Origin of the sequence: Actinophytocola sp., assembly GCF_035762905.1 — a bacterium.
GTDB lineage: Bacteria > Actinomycetota > Actinomycetes > Mycobacteriales > Pseudonocardiaceae > DASYTH01.
This window is the reverse complement of the sequence record NZ_DASUCC010000040.1, coordinates 1-13,934: the sequence shown is the minus strand read 5'-3', so window position 1 is coordinate 13,934 and position 13,934 is coordinate 1. Positions and strand designations below refer to the sequence as shown.

The following is a 13,934-nucleotide window of genomic DNA, read 5'->3' as shown; positions in this document are numbered from 1 at the left end:
GCTACCTCACCCGGTCGGGCGGCGCAGCGGTGCGGCGGCCCGGTCGGTCGGCCACACGGTGACCCAGTTGGAGCTCTGGATCTGCTTGAGGGCCTGGGTCGGCGGCCAGAAGTTGTTGACGTTCGGGTCGAAGGTGAGTTGCCCGTTGAACGTCGTGTCCGTGCCGGACTTGTGCAGCTCGTCGCACATCGCCTTCTGGTCCGTACCGTTGCTGCCCTTGACCGCGGCGGCGAGGATCTCCCACGCCGTCCAGGACGCGGCGGCCTGCGTCTCGAACACGGTGTACGGCAGCTTCGCCGCGGTGGCCCGGTTCTTGAACTCGTCGACGATCTCGGTGGCCTCCGGGCCCAATCGGTCCAAAGTGGACTTGTCGGGCTCGAACTGGGTGACCGAGAGCATCCCGTCGGATGTGCCGCCGAGGCCGAGCGGGGGCCCGGGCGCGGGGAACAGGCTGAACATCAGCGGTGGCTTGTAACCCAGCTGCGCCATGGCCTGCAGCAGGTTCACCGGGTCCACGCCGAGACCGTTGTTGACCACCAGGTCCGGCGCCGCGTCGCGCACCTGGGCGGCGATCGGGGCCCAGTCGGTGGTGGCCGGCGGATAGCGGACCTCGGCGACCACGGCCAGACCGCGTTGCTTGGCGATCGACACCGCGCCGGTCGGGTCGGCCTCCGACCCGTAGGAGATGAAGTCCGTGGACCCGTTGCGGTTGGTCAGGATCGCCACCTTCGCCGGCGGGTTGGGCAGGGTGGCCACCGCGTCGAAGAGCTGGTTGGGCACGAACTCGTTGGGCTTGGGGCCGATGGACCAGCCGGGGAACTGGCAGTCGTAGTTCATCAGCGGGGCCAGTACCGCGGTGTGCTGCGGCAGCGTGTAGCCGTGCCGCTGGGCGACCGCCATCGCGGACAGGATGTTCGGCGTGGCGTACGGGCCGATGATCAGGTCCACCCGGTCCTGGGTGATCAGCTGCTCGTAGAGCGTGCTCACCTTCGCCTGGTCGGACTCGTCGTCCCGGACGGTCCAGCGGACCTGGCGGCCGAGCAGCCCGCCGCTGGCGTTGAGCCGGTCGACGAACTGCTCGCCGGCGATCTTGTGGATGGCGCCGGTGGCGGCGAACGCGCCGGACAGCGACAGCGTCGAACCGACCACGATGGGTTCGCCGCTGCTCGGCTGCGCCCCGGAGTCGCTTCCGGACTTCGCCTCGCACGCGACCGTGAACAGCAGCAGAATCGTTGCCACCAGAGCGGATCCGCGCCGGCTGAGGTGTCTGTTCGCCCGCATCGCCCGACACCGCCCTTTCCGGGCACGACGGCTTTGTCGGGCAGGAGTGTATGCCTCTGCTTTACAAGTGTGCAATAACACTTAACGCTTACAGATCGTCGACCGGTGCCGCGCCAGTCAGCCAGTTCAGCTCGCTGTCGATCATGAACTGGCCGCCCCAGCCGGCCACCAGCGGCGGCCAGTCCCGAAAGTTTCGGACCGCTTCGTAGAACTCGGTCACCGACTTCTCCGACGGTTCCTCGTGCAGCCGCCCGATCAGATCGAACAGTCCCGGCGGCCGCTCCTCGACCCGCCCGAGCACCTCGAGGAACCACTTGTGGTACGGGTAGAGCGCCCGGTTGTGGGCCAGGATCAGCCGGCCGCCGAACAGCACCAGCTTGCTCACCGCGAGCCCGAGCAGGTAGCGGTTGTTCCGCCGCAGCGCCTCGTTCGCGTACCAGTGCCAGGCCTGGAGTTGGGCGTGGAACCGGCGCATCCGCTCGATCCGGCCCTCCTCCGGGTACCGGGCCGCGGCCCGCACCGACTCGGGCAGCCCGTCGAGGCGGCCGAACAGCACCCGGGCGTCGGCGAAGGCGAACCGGGCCGGTTCGCTGCCGCGCGCGGCCACCTCGGCCAGGAAACCGGGCCGCAGGTACTTCCCGTCGACGTAGCCACCGGGATAGGTGCACAGGTCCGCGGTGACGAAGGTGCGCTGCCCGGTCGCCACCCGCCGCGCGTGTTCCTCCTCGGTCACCAGGATCAGCACGTCGACATCGGAGTCCGGGCCGGCGAACCCGTGCGCGAGCGAGCCGGCCAGCAGCAGTCCGAGCACATCGGGCTGAGGCTCGAAGTACTCGACGATCCGCCGGATCGACTCCTCATGATGTTGGTGCATTCGGCAATGCTATGCAGGATTTCCGTTTGTTCGGACATCTGCCGCTTGTGGTGGGCCCGGTGCGCGGCGGAACATCGGTGCACACAACCCAAACCCACCTCCACGCGCCGGAAACCCCGGCGCTCCCTGCGGGAGGCAGTGTGAACCGCAAACGCTTGTCGGTGGTGGCCGGCGCCCTGATCGCCTTCGCCACGACCCTGTCCGTCAGCGCACCCCCGGCGACCGGTGACCAACCGGCGCCCGACGTACCCACCTTCGCCGAGTACCGGGTGGAGAACGTCAAGACCGCCGAGCAGCGCAGCGCGATCGCGCGCACCGGCGCCTCGGTGGACGCCGTCGAGCACGGCGGCCTCAACATTACCGCCACCCCGGCGGAGGTGGCGCGGATCCGCGCGCTGGGCTACCAGGTCGAGCGGCAGGAACTGCTGGCCCCGCCGAGCGCGGGAGACGTCACCCCGCTGGACTTCCCCTCGGCGGACGCCCGGTACCACAACTACGCGGAGATGACCGCCGAGATCAACCAGGCCCTCGTCGACCATCCCACGCTGATCAGCAGGCGGGTCATCGGCCGGTCGTTCCAGAACCGGGAGATCGTGGCCCTGAAGATCTCCGACAACGTGGCCGTCGACGAGGCCGAGCCCGAGGTCCTGTTCACCGCCCACCAGCACGCGCGCGAACACCTCACGGTCGAGATGGCGCTGTATCTGATCAGCCAGTTCACCGACTCCTACGCCACCGACGCCCAGATCCGCACCATGGTCGACAACCGCGAGATCTGGATCGTCCCGGACGTCAACCCGGACGGCGGCGAGTACGACATCGCCACCGGCTCCTACCGGTCCTGGCGCAAGAACCGCCAGACGAACTCCGGCTCCTCGAACGTCGGCACCGACCTCAACCGCAACTGGAACTACAACTGGGGCTGCTGCGGCGGATCCTCCGGCAGCACCAGCAGCTCCACCTTCCGCGGCAGCGCGGCCGAGTCGGCCCCCGAGGTCCGGGTCGTCGCCGACTTCGTCCGCACCCGGGTCGTCGGCGGCGTCCAGCAGATCAAGACCCACATCGACTTCCACACCTACGGCGAACTGATCCTCTGGCCCTACGGCTTCACCTTCAACGACCTGGCCCCCGGCCTCACCCAGGCCCAGCGCGACACCCACGCCCGGCTTGGCCAGATGATGGCGGCAACGAACAACTACACCCCCCAGCAGTCCTCGGATCTCTACATCACCGACGGCACCATCGGCGACTGGCTCTGGGGTGTCCAACGTGTCTACACCTACACGTTCGAGATGTACCCGCGCAGTGGTGGCGGCGGCTTCTACCCACCCGACGAGGTGATCAGCCGCGAAGTCTCCCGCAACCGTGCGGCGGTCCTGCTGCTCCTCGACTTCTCCGACTGCCCACCCCGCGTCATCGGCCTCACCTGCTGAGTCCCTGACCCGGCGGCCGCGCCGCTGCGCGGCGCGGCCGCCACGCGGGAGTCGGGATCAGGGCAGGGTGCGCCACCAGGCGATGAGGTCGGCAAGGCCGGTGCGCAGGTCGATGGTGGGGGTCCAGTGCAGGTCGCGTTCGGCGGCGCTGATGTCGGCGAGGCGGCGGGTGACGCTGCTGACCGTGCGCTCGGGACCGAACTCGAGGGTGTCCGGGACGCCCATCTCCTCCAGCAGGGTGCGCGCCAGGTCGAGCAGCGAGGTCTCCTCGCCGGACGCGATGTTGTAGACGCGGTCGGTGCGGTCGCTGCGCGCGGCGAGGAGGTTGGCGCGGGCGACGTCGGAGATGTGGACGAAGTCGAAGCTCTGCTTGCCGTCGCCGTGGATCAGCGGAGGCTGTCCGGTGGCGATGCGCTCCATCCAGCGGATCAAGACCTCGGTGTACTTGCCGTGCGCGTCCATCCGGGGGCCGTACACGTTGAAGTAGCGCAGGGCCACGTAGTCCAGGCCGTGTGTGGCGTGGAAGGCGCGGAGCAGGCCCTCGTTGAACGCCTTGCCGGCGCCGTAGAGGGTGTCGTTGTTGTAGGGGTGGTGGCGCTCGGTGGTGGGGAACGTCTCGGCGAGGCCGTAGACGGATGCCGTCGAGGAGAGCACGAACCGGCGCACGCCGGTGGCCGCGGCGGCCTCGACCAGGTTGAAGGTGCCGTCCACCAGTACTTCCAGGGCCTCCCGCGGCTGCTCGGCACACCGGGTGATCTTGGTGGCGGCCAGGTGGAACACGATGTCCATGCCGGCACACAGCTTGTGCATGCGCGCCGCGTCGCGGATGTCGGCCTCGATCAGCTCGACCCGCTGCGGGGCCCGGGCCAGTGCGGTGGCCAGGTTGGTCACCAGGCCGCGGCTCAGGTCGTCGACGACTCGAACGCGGCGCACGCCGGACTCGACGAGCTGATCCACGACGTGCGAGCCGATCGCGCCGGCTCCCCCGACGACCATGACGTGCCGGTCGACCAGATCCATGGGCCATTCCTCCTGATTTTCGGAAATTGTTGGATGTGCCATTTCGCGGCGGAGTGGACATGTTATCTGATGATCTGCGCCGGGCATCCTCATTTAGCCGCCGTTTCAGCACAACCACTCCAAAGTGTCCACTGTCGTCACGGGATCGGGGCTATCCCGGGAGGTCGGGCACGGTAGGTGTGCAAAATGCCGCGATTATCCCTCGTTCGGGCTACTGCGGGAGCGGTGCGCTATTCTCGGCGCCGCTTCGCTGCGAAAACTGGAGACAAAGAATGGCCGACTGGCCGGATGCCTGGCTTATCGTCCCCGTCTTCAACGAGGAACGGGTGGTTGCCGACGTCGTTCGGGATATCTGCGCGACCTTCGCCAACGTCGTGTGCGTCGACGACGGCAGTTGCGACGGCTCCTCGGCCGCGATCCGAACCACCGGCGCGCACCTGATCCGGCATCCGGTGAACCTGGGCCAGGGCGCGGCGATCCAGACCGGACTCGAGTACGCCAGGATGCAGCCGGGAGCGCGCTACTTCGTCACGTTCGACGCCGACGGGCAGCACCAGCTCGAGGACGCGATCGTGCTGCTGGAGCGGCTGCGGGCCGAGGCGGTGGACATCGTGGTGGGGACCCGGTTCCACGGCGACACCACGCACATTCCGTGGCCGCGGCGGGTCGTGCTCCGCGCCGTCGCCCGGCTCGGCTCGCACAGCAGGCGGCTCGGGCTGACCGACGCACACAACGGGTTGCGCGCGTTCAACCGAACCGTCGCGGACCGGATGGACATCACGTTGAGCCGGATGGGCCATGCGTCGGAGATCGTCGAGATGATCGACCTCGAAGGCTGGCGGGTGGTCGAGGAACCGGTGACGATCCGGTACACCGACTACTCCATCGCAAAGGGACAGTCGCTGGTCAACGGCGTCAACATCCTGTTCGAGACCATGGTGCGCGGGAGGTGAGCGGGTGGCCGTCGCGGTAGCGCAGTAGTTGGTCGGTGGGCAGCACGGCGCCACGGGCGTGGGGCGTGGTAGGCCAGGCTGGCCGCGAGGGCGGGGCTGATGGGTTGCCAGCGCACGGTGTGCCATTCTCGCGGAGCTGGATGAGGCATTGGTGCGGGTCGAGGTCGGCCAGGCGGAGGGAGAGGACGCCGCCGCGGCGGCAGGCGGTTTCGGTGTGCAGGCGCAGCAGGACGGCGTCGAGGATGGTGTCGTTGCCGCTGAAGCGGGCGGTGGTGTTGATCTCGGCGAGTTCGTCAGGGGTGAGTGCGCGGCGGGTGTTGGGCAGCCGCCGCGGCCGCCGCGACCGATCCGCCAAACCCTTCATCCCGTCCTGTTGGAGCGGTGCCGCCACGCATGCGGCGACTGCCGCGAGGTCCCGTACCGGGCCGCCACCTCCCCGATCGGCGACCACCCAGCACCTCGCACACCGCGCGGTAGCGGTACTCCACCAACGCTTCCGACTCCACCCAGACCCCCACAGTCCGCCGTGATCAACAACCGGACGAACAGGATCACCTACCGCCCAAGATCGTCAAGCAAGTCCCGATAACGATCAGTCAAGGAAGTCCTGAGACCGCACATTGACAGTGGGTATCGGAAGAACCTGGGCGGGGTGAAGCGCGTTCATCCGTGTGTTGGGGTCATGGTTGTGTGGTGGTGCGGCGTAGGAGCCAGTCGGGTTTGGTGTGGATGAGGGCGTATCGCACGGCCTGGTGTCTGCCGTGCAGGGTGAGGATGATTCGGCGTTCGGTGCGGTCGTGTTCTTCCCACCAGCCGATGTCGGCGATCTCTTTGTGTTCGTCTTCGTAGGTGAGGTGGTCGATGCTGTGGTCGGGTACAGCGATGGCGAGCCGGCTTTCGCCTGGCTGGGTGGGTAGGCCGCGGGGGACTGCCCAGGAGCGAAGGACGCCGTCTTCTTCGAGGCGGAGGTCGAAGTGGTGGCGTGGGCGGTGGTGCTCGTGCAGCACGAACGCCGGCCGTGCGTCCGCCACCATCGTCCGCCTTCCGTCGCCGCGATACCACAGTATTACGGGCGCCGGTAGGGCGTGACACCGTTCGCCGGGCAGCTCGTTGAGGCCTGCTGCCGTCGGGAGTCCGGTTCACGAGCACAGGAACGCCCGGCGTCACTCCGGAGCAGTTCGAGTTGCTCGGCTATGTCGCTCAGTGTGGCGCAGCCAGCGGGTGGAGATGCCGTGGGCGGTCACCGAGGGCAGTTCGTCACCGAGCCGTTTCCACAGGTCATCACACCCGCACCGTACTTCCACCGACTCGCGCAAGCCGGACTGCACGTACAGATTTCCGGACCGGTCACAGCGACCTGAGCGGCCGAGGCAAGTGGGCGTGGTGGCCACGTCGATAGCCGTCCCAGCTAGGACGATCGCGTCGACCCGCACCGGGAACGTGCCCATTCGCCATACAGCCGAATTACCGGACCGACCAAACACGGAGCAAGCAACACAGACGCGTGTGATCTCACCGGATTCGCGGGATTTCACTAAGACCGGTGTCCGAGGGGGGATGATCATGAAAACCCCTGTAATCCCCGGGAATCCCGGAGATTTCATGCTCCAGAGTGTACAGACGGCGGGTCGGTGGTGGTCAAGTCAGACACGCCGAGGGCGTCTGCGGCGGGGACTGTGGGGTGGCGTTGGGTTTGTCCGGTCATGGCGGCCAAGGCGGTGGCGACTTCTTGGAGGCTGGCTTTGATGTAGGTGGTGGTGGCTGGTCCGGTGGTGTCGGTGTGGCCGGCGTAGGCGCGGGCGATGCGGTAGCCGAAGTGCCGTTCCACCCAAGTCAGCGTGGTGTGCCGGAGCCAGTGGGTGGAGATGCCGTGTTCGGCGACCCAGGGCAGGTGTTGGCCGAGGCGTTTCCAGAGGTGGTCGTAGCGGCGGGACGTCAAGGCGCGGCCGTCGCGGTAGCGCAGCAGCGGATCGGTGGGGAGCACGGCGCCGCGGGCAGTGGCGTGCTCGGTCAGGCAGGCGGCCAGGGTGGGGCTGAGGGGTGGCCAGCGCGCTGGTCGAGGGTGGTTGGTCGTGCGGGCTCATGCGCAGCATCGAACGCGACGCCTTCACCCCGGCCACCGGCTACCCACCCGGCATCCGCATCGACGGCATCGATCTACACGACCGGGGTCTGGCTGGACTACCACCTCACACCCGATCCTGATGCCCGTTTTGACAATGGATTGGTCGCGCCTTAGTGGTCGCTTTCGGAAGTTCTTCGGGGTGATCATGCTGCGTGTGGGAGTTCGGTAGGGATGTCTTAGCGTTCGTGCTCGCTGATCCTGGCCAGGAGGTCGTGCAGGTCGCGACGTGTGAACTTCCACTGGAAGGGCTTGGCTGTCGCGTTGTATCGCTTCTCGAACTCGGCAAGTCGTTGTTTGACCTCGTCGAGGTTGGTGAAGTCGTTGGGTGATACGACTTTGCGTTGCACAACGGAGAAGAAGATCTCCACCTGGTTCAACCATGAGGCGTGTACCGGGGTGTGGACCATGACCGCGTTGCCGAACCGTGCGGCCAGCCGATCGATCGCTGCGTTGCCGCGATGGGAGGATCCGTTGTCCACCACCCAGAACACCCGCTTCGCCGAGGCATACGGCTCACCTGTCATGACCTGCTCGACCAACGCCATGAACGGCACGATCCCTGTCGAGGGTGCGCACCGCCCGAACACCCGAGCCCTGCTCACGTCGTAGGCGGCCAGGTACGCCACCGCCCCGCCCCGGTCGTACTCGTGGTTGACCCGCATCATCCGCGCCTGCCCCGGCGCCAAGCTCGGATGGCAGCGGCACCGTGCCTGGATCGAGGTCTTCTCATCACTGGAGATCACGTACTCCCCGCGCCCTAGCTGCTTGCCCTCCCAGCGACGCTCATAGAGGTCCAGCACCCGTCCGGCCTTGGTGGCGAAGTCCGGGTCACGCGGAAACAGCCAGGAGCGGTACTGCCAGGGTTTGATCGCGTCCCGGGCCAGCCACCGCCACACCGTCGAGGCCGACATCGCCTCGGCCACACCGTGGGTCACCGCCTCCCGGGCCAGTTCCGGACACGACCATCGCGACAACGCCACCCCCCGCACGGGCCGGTATCTGACACGCCAGCGCCTTGACCTGCGCGACTTGCACCGCGGTAAACCGCGGCGGCCGACCCGAGCGGGCACGATCGGCCAGGCCCGCCAACCCCTGCTCCGCGAACCGGCCACGCCAGGTCCGGACCGTGTCCACTGTGACTCCCACCTGCACCGCGATCGCCGTGTTGGACCACCGGCGGGCGGCCAGCAGCACGATCTGCGCCCGGACCTTGTCCCGATACGGCGTCTTGTGACCTCGGGACCGCCGGATCAGCACTCGTCGGATCGCGCCGGTCACCGTTACTGGGCAGGCCTGGGCCACGGGCATCGGGACGGGGCTCGTTTCATGATCGACAGTTCGGGGCGGCGCCCAGGATGCCGGTCAGGCACGATGTCGGTCATGACTACCCCACCGGAGTCCACCAAGATCTCTGTCGGGCAACGGTTGCGCACCCACGCCGAAACCCACTGGCCGCAGGCGGGCGACCTGGAGTTTCGCTACCGCGGTGCGTTCGTCTACGTCCAGGCACACCTGCCCGACGGCACCCTGCAGCCCCTGATCCGGCTGCGCTACGCAGGCTCAGCCCGACACTGGGGCTGCGGGCTCTACCTCGCCAGCAGTGACCGCTACGAAAACCAGATCCTGCCCTCCGGGTTCCCCAGCGGTAGCCCCGAAGAAGCCCTCGACTGCGCCTGCCGCCTCTACCTGGACAACCCATCCTGATCGAGTCCGCACAACCCCCGAAGAACTTCCGAAAGCGACCACTTAGCGTCGGCGTTCCGGCGGACTCATCCGCGGCGGCCGCCTCGACCCCCAGTCGGATCCGAAACAACTCGGCGGCGGCATCGACATCGCCCGCGAAGTCCGCAACGCCATCAAGAACAGCTGAGCAGCGGGTCCCTGCGTCCTCCTGACACCGCCCTCAACGCCATGCCCCTCAACGCCTTCGACGTCGTCTTCGGGGACGCTACCAGGGCTGATCACTACCAGCGCTGCGTCCGGGCGGGCGATGTCGCGCAAACGGGTCGGCTGTCGGAGCGCTGTCTCCTCGGTTGGCTGAGACCAGTTCCGGCCCTGGCGGACGGGCGACGACGATCAACCGAGTTTCGCGAGGTAGACGGTGTTGCCTGAGTCGCGGTTCTGCAAAGGGTTGGGGAAGCTGACGACCTCGGTGCGGACTTCGGTGAAGATCGACGACATGGCGGCGGTGAACTCGTCGTCGGGCGGGTCGTTGGACCACAGCGCGAACACCCCGCCGGGATGCAGCAGTCCGGCGAGGCGTCGCAAACCCTCGGGCTGGTAGAAGTCAGCGTTGCTGGGGTGTAGCAGGTGACGTGGCGAGTGGTCGATGTCGACGATGATCGCGTCGAACAACCGGCCGGGGGTTGCCGGGTCGAAACCCTGCCCGGAGCGGAGCATCGCGAAGAAGTCGCCGTGGACCAGTCGGCAACGCCGGTCGGCTGCCAACGCTTTCCCGCCGGGGATGAGTCCCTGCCGGTGCCATTCGATCACCTCGTTGAGGGCGTCGACGACCAGCAACGAGCCGATGTTCGGGTGCTCCAACACGGAGTGCGCGGTGTAGCCGAGTCCGAGGCCGCCCACGACCACGTGCAAAGGTTCCTGTGCCACTTCCGCGAGCGCGAGGCGGGCCAGTTCGACCTCGGCGACGGTGAACATGCTGGACATCAGGAACTCGTCGTTGAGCTTGATCTCGTGGATTTCCTTGCCGCTGCTGGGATCGCACCGTCGGCGCAGGGTGAGTTCACCCAGTGGCGTCTGGCGCCAGTCGAGTTCCTGGAAGCGGGCACTCATGCGTTGGTCAGCTCCGGGGCGGTGGGTCCGGCGAGTTGGTCGGCGCGCCGACACAGTGTGCCGGTGGTGTGGAATCGGCGCAGCCAGGGACGGGGGACGGGGGCAGTGCGTCGGCGCCGGTGCGGGCGCCGGCAAGTGCTCCGGCCCAGTGTGGGCGGTGCGGCTCAGGGCTGTTCGACAGTCTCTCGCCGCGCCATTTCGGTGAATGCGGCTTCCAGGTAGCCGCGTAGCGGGCGGCCGCGCACTGATAGCAGGTCGGCGAGGATGACGACGGCCTGCTGTGTGACGGCGGCTGCCGACGGTCGCGGTGGGACCGCGTCCCACGGGTCGTCCAGCTCCGGCGCCCGCTCCTCCCCGGTGACGGGGCCTGGCGGAGTGTCCGGATGGATCCCGAGCGCCCCGCTGAGGACGACGACCATCACCCCCGGGTCGACGCCGGGAAACCACGGTGCCGCCGACCGGGCACTGCGGCCGATGATCTCGCGGAGATCGTCGCCGTCCACACCGTCCGGGAGCACCTCCTCCAGCAGCAGCCGAACGGCGTCGCCAAGGATGACGCGCGCATGCTCGGGGTCGATGAGGAGGCAGCTGCAGGCCTCGTCGAACGCGGCCATGTCGCCGACCTGCGCGGCTGCGATCGCGTCGGTCGTCGCCGACGCGATCACCCGCGCAACCGGCGGCAGCTCGCCGAGCGTGAGCCGGGGTGCGGGTGCCATGCCGAGAACGCTACCGCCGACCGTTCCCGGCTCAGGAGATGGCGGACGGTGACGGCGCGTGCTCGTCCCACTCCAGCAAATCCTCGGCGCGCTGAGCAGCGTAACCCCACAGAGAACTTGCCCACGGCAGGTCAGGGGCACCGATCCACAGCGCTACTGTAATGCTTTCCCCGTTGCGGCCAGCGTGTTCGACCTCGATACGACGTGGGCTGACGAGCCTGACCCAGGCGAAGTCGTCGTTCGGCTTCTACCGTAATAGACATGCCAGAAGCACGTCGCTCTGGAACCGACTGCCCACCGCCGCCCTGTTCGGCGCCTCAGGCGCAACGTGCTGGCGGCGGCTGACCGAATGGCACGAGGCCAGCGGGTGGCAGCAGTTGCACGAGCGGCTGCTCGCCGTGCTGCGCGCGCTGCAGCGGGCTGATGCCCAGGGCGCCGAAAAGGTTCCGCTTTCATCGGTGGTCGCGGCCACGGCACAGAGGAGTGTCCGCTTCACGAGGACTTTCGCCCCTTCAGCGAAAGGTTTGCGGCACTGTCCGGGTGGGGTTGCCTCTCGCCATGCTCACCTACCATCGCAACGTCTGCTCCAGCATCGGGCCACGTTGATGACCAGGCGACTCGACGCCTCGCAACGGGGTTCGGCTGCACTTCCACGACCGTCGGCCATAGTGAGATTTCGCGAGAATCGCGGCATTACACCAAGACTGGTGTCCGAGGACGATCTTGCTCGTTAACTACACGCTTCGCTCTCGGAACGTGACTATGGCGCAGCAGATCGCATGGCATGCTCAGCGAGCGGAGCACCGGCGGTGGATCGAGCACGCGCATGGCACCTGGTCTCACCGAGGGTAGCCTCAGATGAAACCAGCCTGCGTCCTACTCTCGCCGTTGCCGTTAATCCGTAGCGGGCCCTTGATGCTGGTCATCCGGGTGGGATGCGTGCCTGCGGCGGGACGCACTCGCTGATAGCGGAGAAGACGGGAGGTGCGGCGTGCCTATGGTGTCGTTTGCCGGGACCGTTCTGGTGAGGCGAGTCGGGGCGGACAGGTAGAGGTCGAGGACGGTGTCCAGGCCGGTGACCTGTAGTGGCCGCAGCGTGGTTCGGCTTGGTGCGACGATGAATACCGCGGTGTGCGGCGCGGCGCGTTGGTGTGTTTCCAGCAGCACGGAGATCCCGGCGGACCTCATGAACGGCACGGCCGACAGGATTGGCCGACGCCCTCGACGTCAAGCCCATCGAACCGGTCCGAGGCGACCCCACCACCGCAGAACGGCACCCGTCGACAACGCCCGTCGGCCGGCACCGAGATGGTCAGTGATGGTCGAAATGTCGGCCTGAAGAACGTCTAGCCGGTGGATGATCTCGTGCAGACGCTCATCGACCGTCTACGCCCAGGCGTGATCCTCGACGGCAGCCGGCACCGCGGGGATGGGCTGGCCGTGCAGGACAGCCGACAAGTGCTCCGGATGTCAGCCCAACGCCGTCGACAGGGCCGCCAGCGTGCGCGGACTGCGGCGGCGCTCCACGGTGTGGTGCTGCAACTCCCGCACGACTGCCTGCGACACATGCGGGCGCTGCGCCACCTGATGCTGCCGCCAACCCAACTCCCGCACCCGCCGCCTTATCGCAGCCGCAACAGCAGCCCAGTCCTCTTCAGACACTGTGTTCCCTCCGCCATCGACAGCGCTGATATTAGCTGCGACGGACTCCGCCACGGGCGCAACTCGCCGGCGGGAAGCCGCACCCGACTCCGAGCCGAGCGATCGTCCCGAGCTAGCGGTCGAGGCGCCGCACGAATCGATGTGGCCAGCAATGGCGCGGACAGCTGCGGGGGAGTGAGCCGGTTGTCAGCTACAGCTCGCCACACGAGTGCCCAGACGACATCGAGCAAGGCCCACGAGCGACGCAGGCCGGAGCAGGCGACGAACGCAACAGACGTAGTGACGCGAGGTTAGTGGCCGGCCGTCGCGATAGCGCAGCAGCGCATCGGTGGGCAGCACGCTGTCGTAGCCCGGAGTTACCGACATCCCCGGTCGTCGGTGCGCGGGCTTGACATGCAGGCGTATGACTGCATAACGTGGGGTGTGCAACCGGACATGGATCTTGTCTTCAAGGCACTCGCCGACCGGACCCGGCGGTACCTGCTGGACCAGCTGCACGAGCACAACGGACAGACGCTCGGCGAGCTGTGCGCGCGGGTCGACATGACCCGTCAGTCCGCGACACAGCACCTGGCCGTACTCGAGGCGGCCAACCTGGTCAGCACGGTGCGCCGCGGACGGGAGAAACTGCACTACCTCAATCCCGTTCCGCTGCAAGAGATTCAGGAGCGCTGGATCGACAAGTTCGAACGTCCTCGGTTGCGGGCACTCAGCACGATCAAACGACAAGCAGAGGACGACATGACTGACAAGCCGAACTTCGTCTACGTCACCTACATCGAGAGCACGCCGGAGCGGGTCTGGCAGGCCCTGACCGACGCGGATCTCACCGCACAGTACTGGGGCCACAGCAACGTTTCCGACTGGCGGCCCGGATCGAGGTGGGAGCATCGGCGCCTCGACGGTTCCGGCATCGCCGACGTCGTCGGCACGGTTGTCGAAAGTGTGCCGCCGGCACGGCTGGTGACCACCTGGTCGGTGCCGGACCGAGAGGGCGTCGACGAGCCGTCCAGGGTCACCTTCGACCTTGAGCCGCACGGCCCGATCGTCCGGCTCACCGTCACCCACGAGAACCTT

15 protein-coding genes and 1 pseudogene are annotated in these 13,934 nt (G+C 67.5%); 5 read left to right on the top strand and 11 right to left on the bottom strand.

All coding sequences use genetic code 11. The features are described from left to right. Positions 1-6: 6 nt before the first annotated feature. Both VFV67_RS07250 and VFV67_RS07245 read right to left on the bottom strand, forming a co-directional pair. On the bottom strand, positions 7-1,239 hold the full coding sequence (locus tag VFV67_RS07250; RefSeq protein WP_326468213.1) for an amino acid ABC transporter substrate-binding protein: 1,233 nt from the start codon (positions 1,237-1,239) through the stop codon (positions 7-9). A gap of 130 nt (positions 1,240-1,369) precedes the next feature. Next, positions 1,370-2,155, bottom strand: a complete 786-nt coding sequence (locus VFV67_RS07245; protein ID WP_326468212.1) for a nucleotidyltransferase domain-containing protein — start codon at positions 2,153-2,155, stop codon at positions 1,370-1,372. A gap of 140 nt (positions 2,156-2,295) precedes the next feature. Here VFV67_RS07245 and VFV67_RS07240 point away from each other — a divergent pair, with 140 nt between their 5' ends. Continuing rightward, positions 2,296-3,588 (top strand): M14 family metallopeptidase, encoded by a 1,293-nt coding sequence (locus VFV67_RS07240; RefSeq protein ID WP_326468211.1) that lies wholly within the window; start codon positions 2,296-2,298, stop codon positions 3,586-3,588. Between the two features lie 57 nt (positions 3,589-3,645). Here VFV67_RS07240 and VFV67_RS07235 read toward each other — a convergent pair whose 3' ends face one another. Further along, positions 3,646-4,608, bottom strand: a complete 963-nt coding sequence (locus tag VFV67_RS07235) for an NAD-dependent epimerase/dehydratase family protein (protein ID WP_326468210.1) — start codon at positions 4,606-4,608, stop codon at positions 3,646-3,648. Between the two features lie 272 nt (positions 4,609-4,880). Between VFV67_RS07235 and VFV67_RS07230 the strand changes: the two genes are divergently transcribed. After that, positions 4,881-5,561, top strand: a complete 681-nt coding sequence (locus tag VFV67_RS07230) for a glycosyltransferase family 2 protein (protein WP_326468209.1) — start codon at positions 4,881-4,883, stop codon at positions 5,559-5,561. Here VFV67_RS07230 and VFV67_RS07225 read toward each other — a convergent pair. From VFV67_RS07225 to VFV67_RS07215, 3 genes are all read right to left on the bottom strand, one after another. Further along, positions 5,524-5,925: a hypothetical protein gene (locus VFV67_RS07225; protein WP_326468208.1), complete on the bottom strand. Its 402-nt coding sequence runs from the start codon at positions 5,923-5,925 to the stop codon at positions 5,524-5,526. The two genes, VFV67_RS07230 and VFV67_RS07225, sit on opposite strands and share 38 nt — an antisense overlap. Positions 5,926-6,241: 316 nt before the next feature. Then, positions 6,242-6,595 carry a DNA polymerase ligase N-terminal domain-containing protein gene (locus tag VFV67_RS07220; RefSeq protein WP_326468206.1) on the bottom strand — a complete coding sequence of 118 codons (354 nt, stop codon included), beginning with the start codon at positions 6,593-6,595 and terminating at the stop codon, positions 6,242-6,244. A 566-nt stretch (positions 6,596-7,161) separates the two neighbouring features. Then, entirely contained in the window at positions 7,162-7,545 is a 384-nt protein-coding gene (locus VFV67_RS07215; RefSeq protein ID WP_326468205.1) for a hypothetical protein, read from the bottom strand. 56 nt (positions 7,546-7,601) lie between these two features. Here VFV67_RS07215 and VFV67_RS07210 point away from each other — a divergent pair, with 56 nt between their 5' ends. After that, positions 7,602-7,766 (top strand): hypothetical protein, encoded by a 165-nt coding sequence (locus VFV67_RS07210; protein ID WP_326468203.1) that lies wholly within the window; start codon positions 7,602-7,604, stop codon positions 7,764-7,766. Between the two features lie 96 nt (positions 7,767-7,862). Here the strand turns inward: VFV67_RS07210 and VFV67_RS07205 are convergent, their stop codons facing one another. Both VFV67_RS07205 and VFV67_RS36735 read right to left on the bottom strand, forming a co-directional pair. Continuing rightward, positions 7,863-8,666, bottom strand: coding sequence for an IS630 family transposase (locus VFV67_RS07205; protein WP_326468202.1), 804 nt, complete (start codon positions 8,664-8,666; stop codon positions 7,863-7,865). A 73-nt stretch (positions 8,667-8,739) separates the two neighbouring features. After that, positions 8,740-8,994: pseudogene (locus VFV67_RS36735) on the bottom strand (helix-turn-helix domain-containing protein); the annotation flags it as partial. A gap of 72 nt (positions 8,995-9,066) precedes the next feature. Here VFV67_RS36735 and VFV67_RS07200 point away from each other — a divergent pair. Beyond that, positions 9,067-9,390, top strand: a complete 324-nt coding sequence (locus VFV67_RS07200) for a hypothetical protein (RefSeq protein ID WP_326468201.1) — start codon at positions 9,067-9,069, stop codon at positions 9,388-9,390. 372 nt (positions 9,391-9,762) lie between these two features. On the opposite strand, the gene VFV67_RS07195 is transcribed toward VFV67_RS07200, so the two are convergent. From VFV67_RS07195 to VFV67_RS36730, 3 genes are all read right to left on the bottom strand, one after another. Then, the gene (locus VFV67_RS07195) at positions 9,763-10,533 is read right to left on the bottom strand and encodes a spermidine synthase (protein WP_326468199.1); all 771 of its coding nucleotides are present in this window, start codon (positions 10,531-10,533) and stop codon (positions 9,763-9,765) included. Between the two features lie 110 nt (positions 10,534-10,643). Beyond that, on the bottom strand, positions 10,644-11,195 hold the full coding sequence (locus tag VFV67_RS07190) for a hypothetical protein (protein ID WP_326468198.1): 552 nt from the start codon (positions 11,193-11,195) through the stop codon (positions 10,644-10,646). Positions 11,196-12,089: 894 nt separating this feature from the next. Continuing rightward, positions 12,090-12,392, bottom strand: a complete 303-nt coding sequence (locus VFV67_RS36730) for a hypothetical protein (RefSeq protein WP_414636196.1) — start codon at positions 12,390-12,392, stop codon at positions 12,090-12,092. 900 nt (positions 12,393-13,292) lie between these two features. Between VFV67_RS36730 and VFV67_RS07180 the strand changes: the two genes are divergently transcribed. Next, positions 13,293-13,934: metalloregulator ArsR/SmtB family transcription factor (locus VFV67_RS07180; protein WP_326468197.1), on the top strand; the 642-nt coding region annotated here is incomplete at its 3' end.

Bases quoted from the DNA above. Each gene is read 5' to 3' on its own strand.
- VFV67_RS07245 (WP_326468212.1), bottom strand. From the start codon at position 2,155: ATGCACCAACATCATGAGGAGTCGATCCGGCGGATCGTCGAGTACTTC.
- VFV67_RS07235 (WP_326468210.1), bottom strand. From the start codon at position 4,608: ATGGATCTGGTCGACCGGCACGTCATGGTCGTCGGGGGAGCCGGCGCG.
- VFV67_RS07230 (WP_326468209.1), top strand. From the start codon at position 4,881: ATGGCCGACTGGCCGGATGCCTGGCTTATCGTCCCCGTCTTCAACGAG.
- VFV67_RS07225 (WP_326468208.1), bottom strand. From the start codon at position 5,925: ATGAAGGGTTTGGCGGATCGGTCGCGGCGGCCGCGGCGGCTGCCCAAC.
- VFV67_RS07220 (WP_326468206.1), bottom strand. From the start codon at position 6,595: ATGGTGGCGGACGCACGGCCGGCGTTCGTGCTGCACGAGCACCACCGC.
- VFV67_RS07200 (WP_326468201.1), top strand. From the start codon at position 9,067: ATGACTACCCCACCGGAGTCCACCAAGATCTCTGTCGGGCAACGGTTG.
- VFV67_RS07190 (WP_326468198.1), bottom strand. From the start codon at position 11,195: ATGGCACCCGCACCCCGGCTCACGCTCGGCGAGCTGCCGCCGGTTGCG.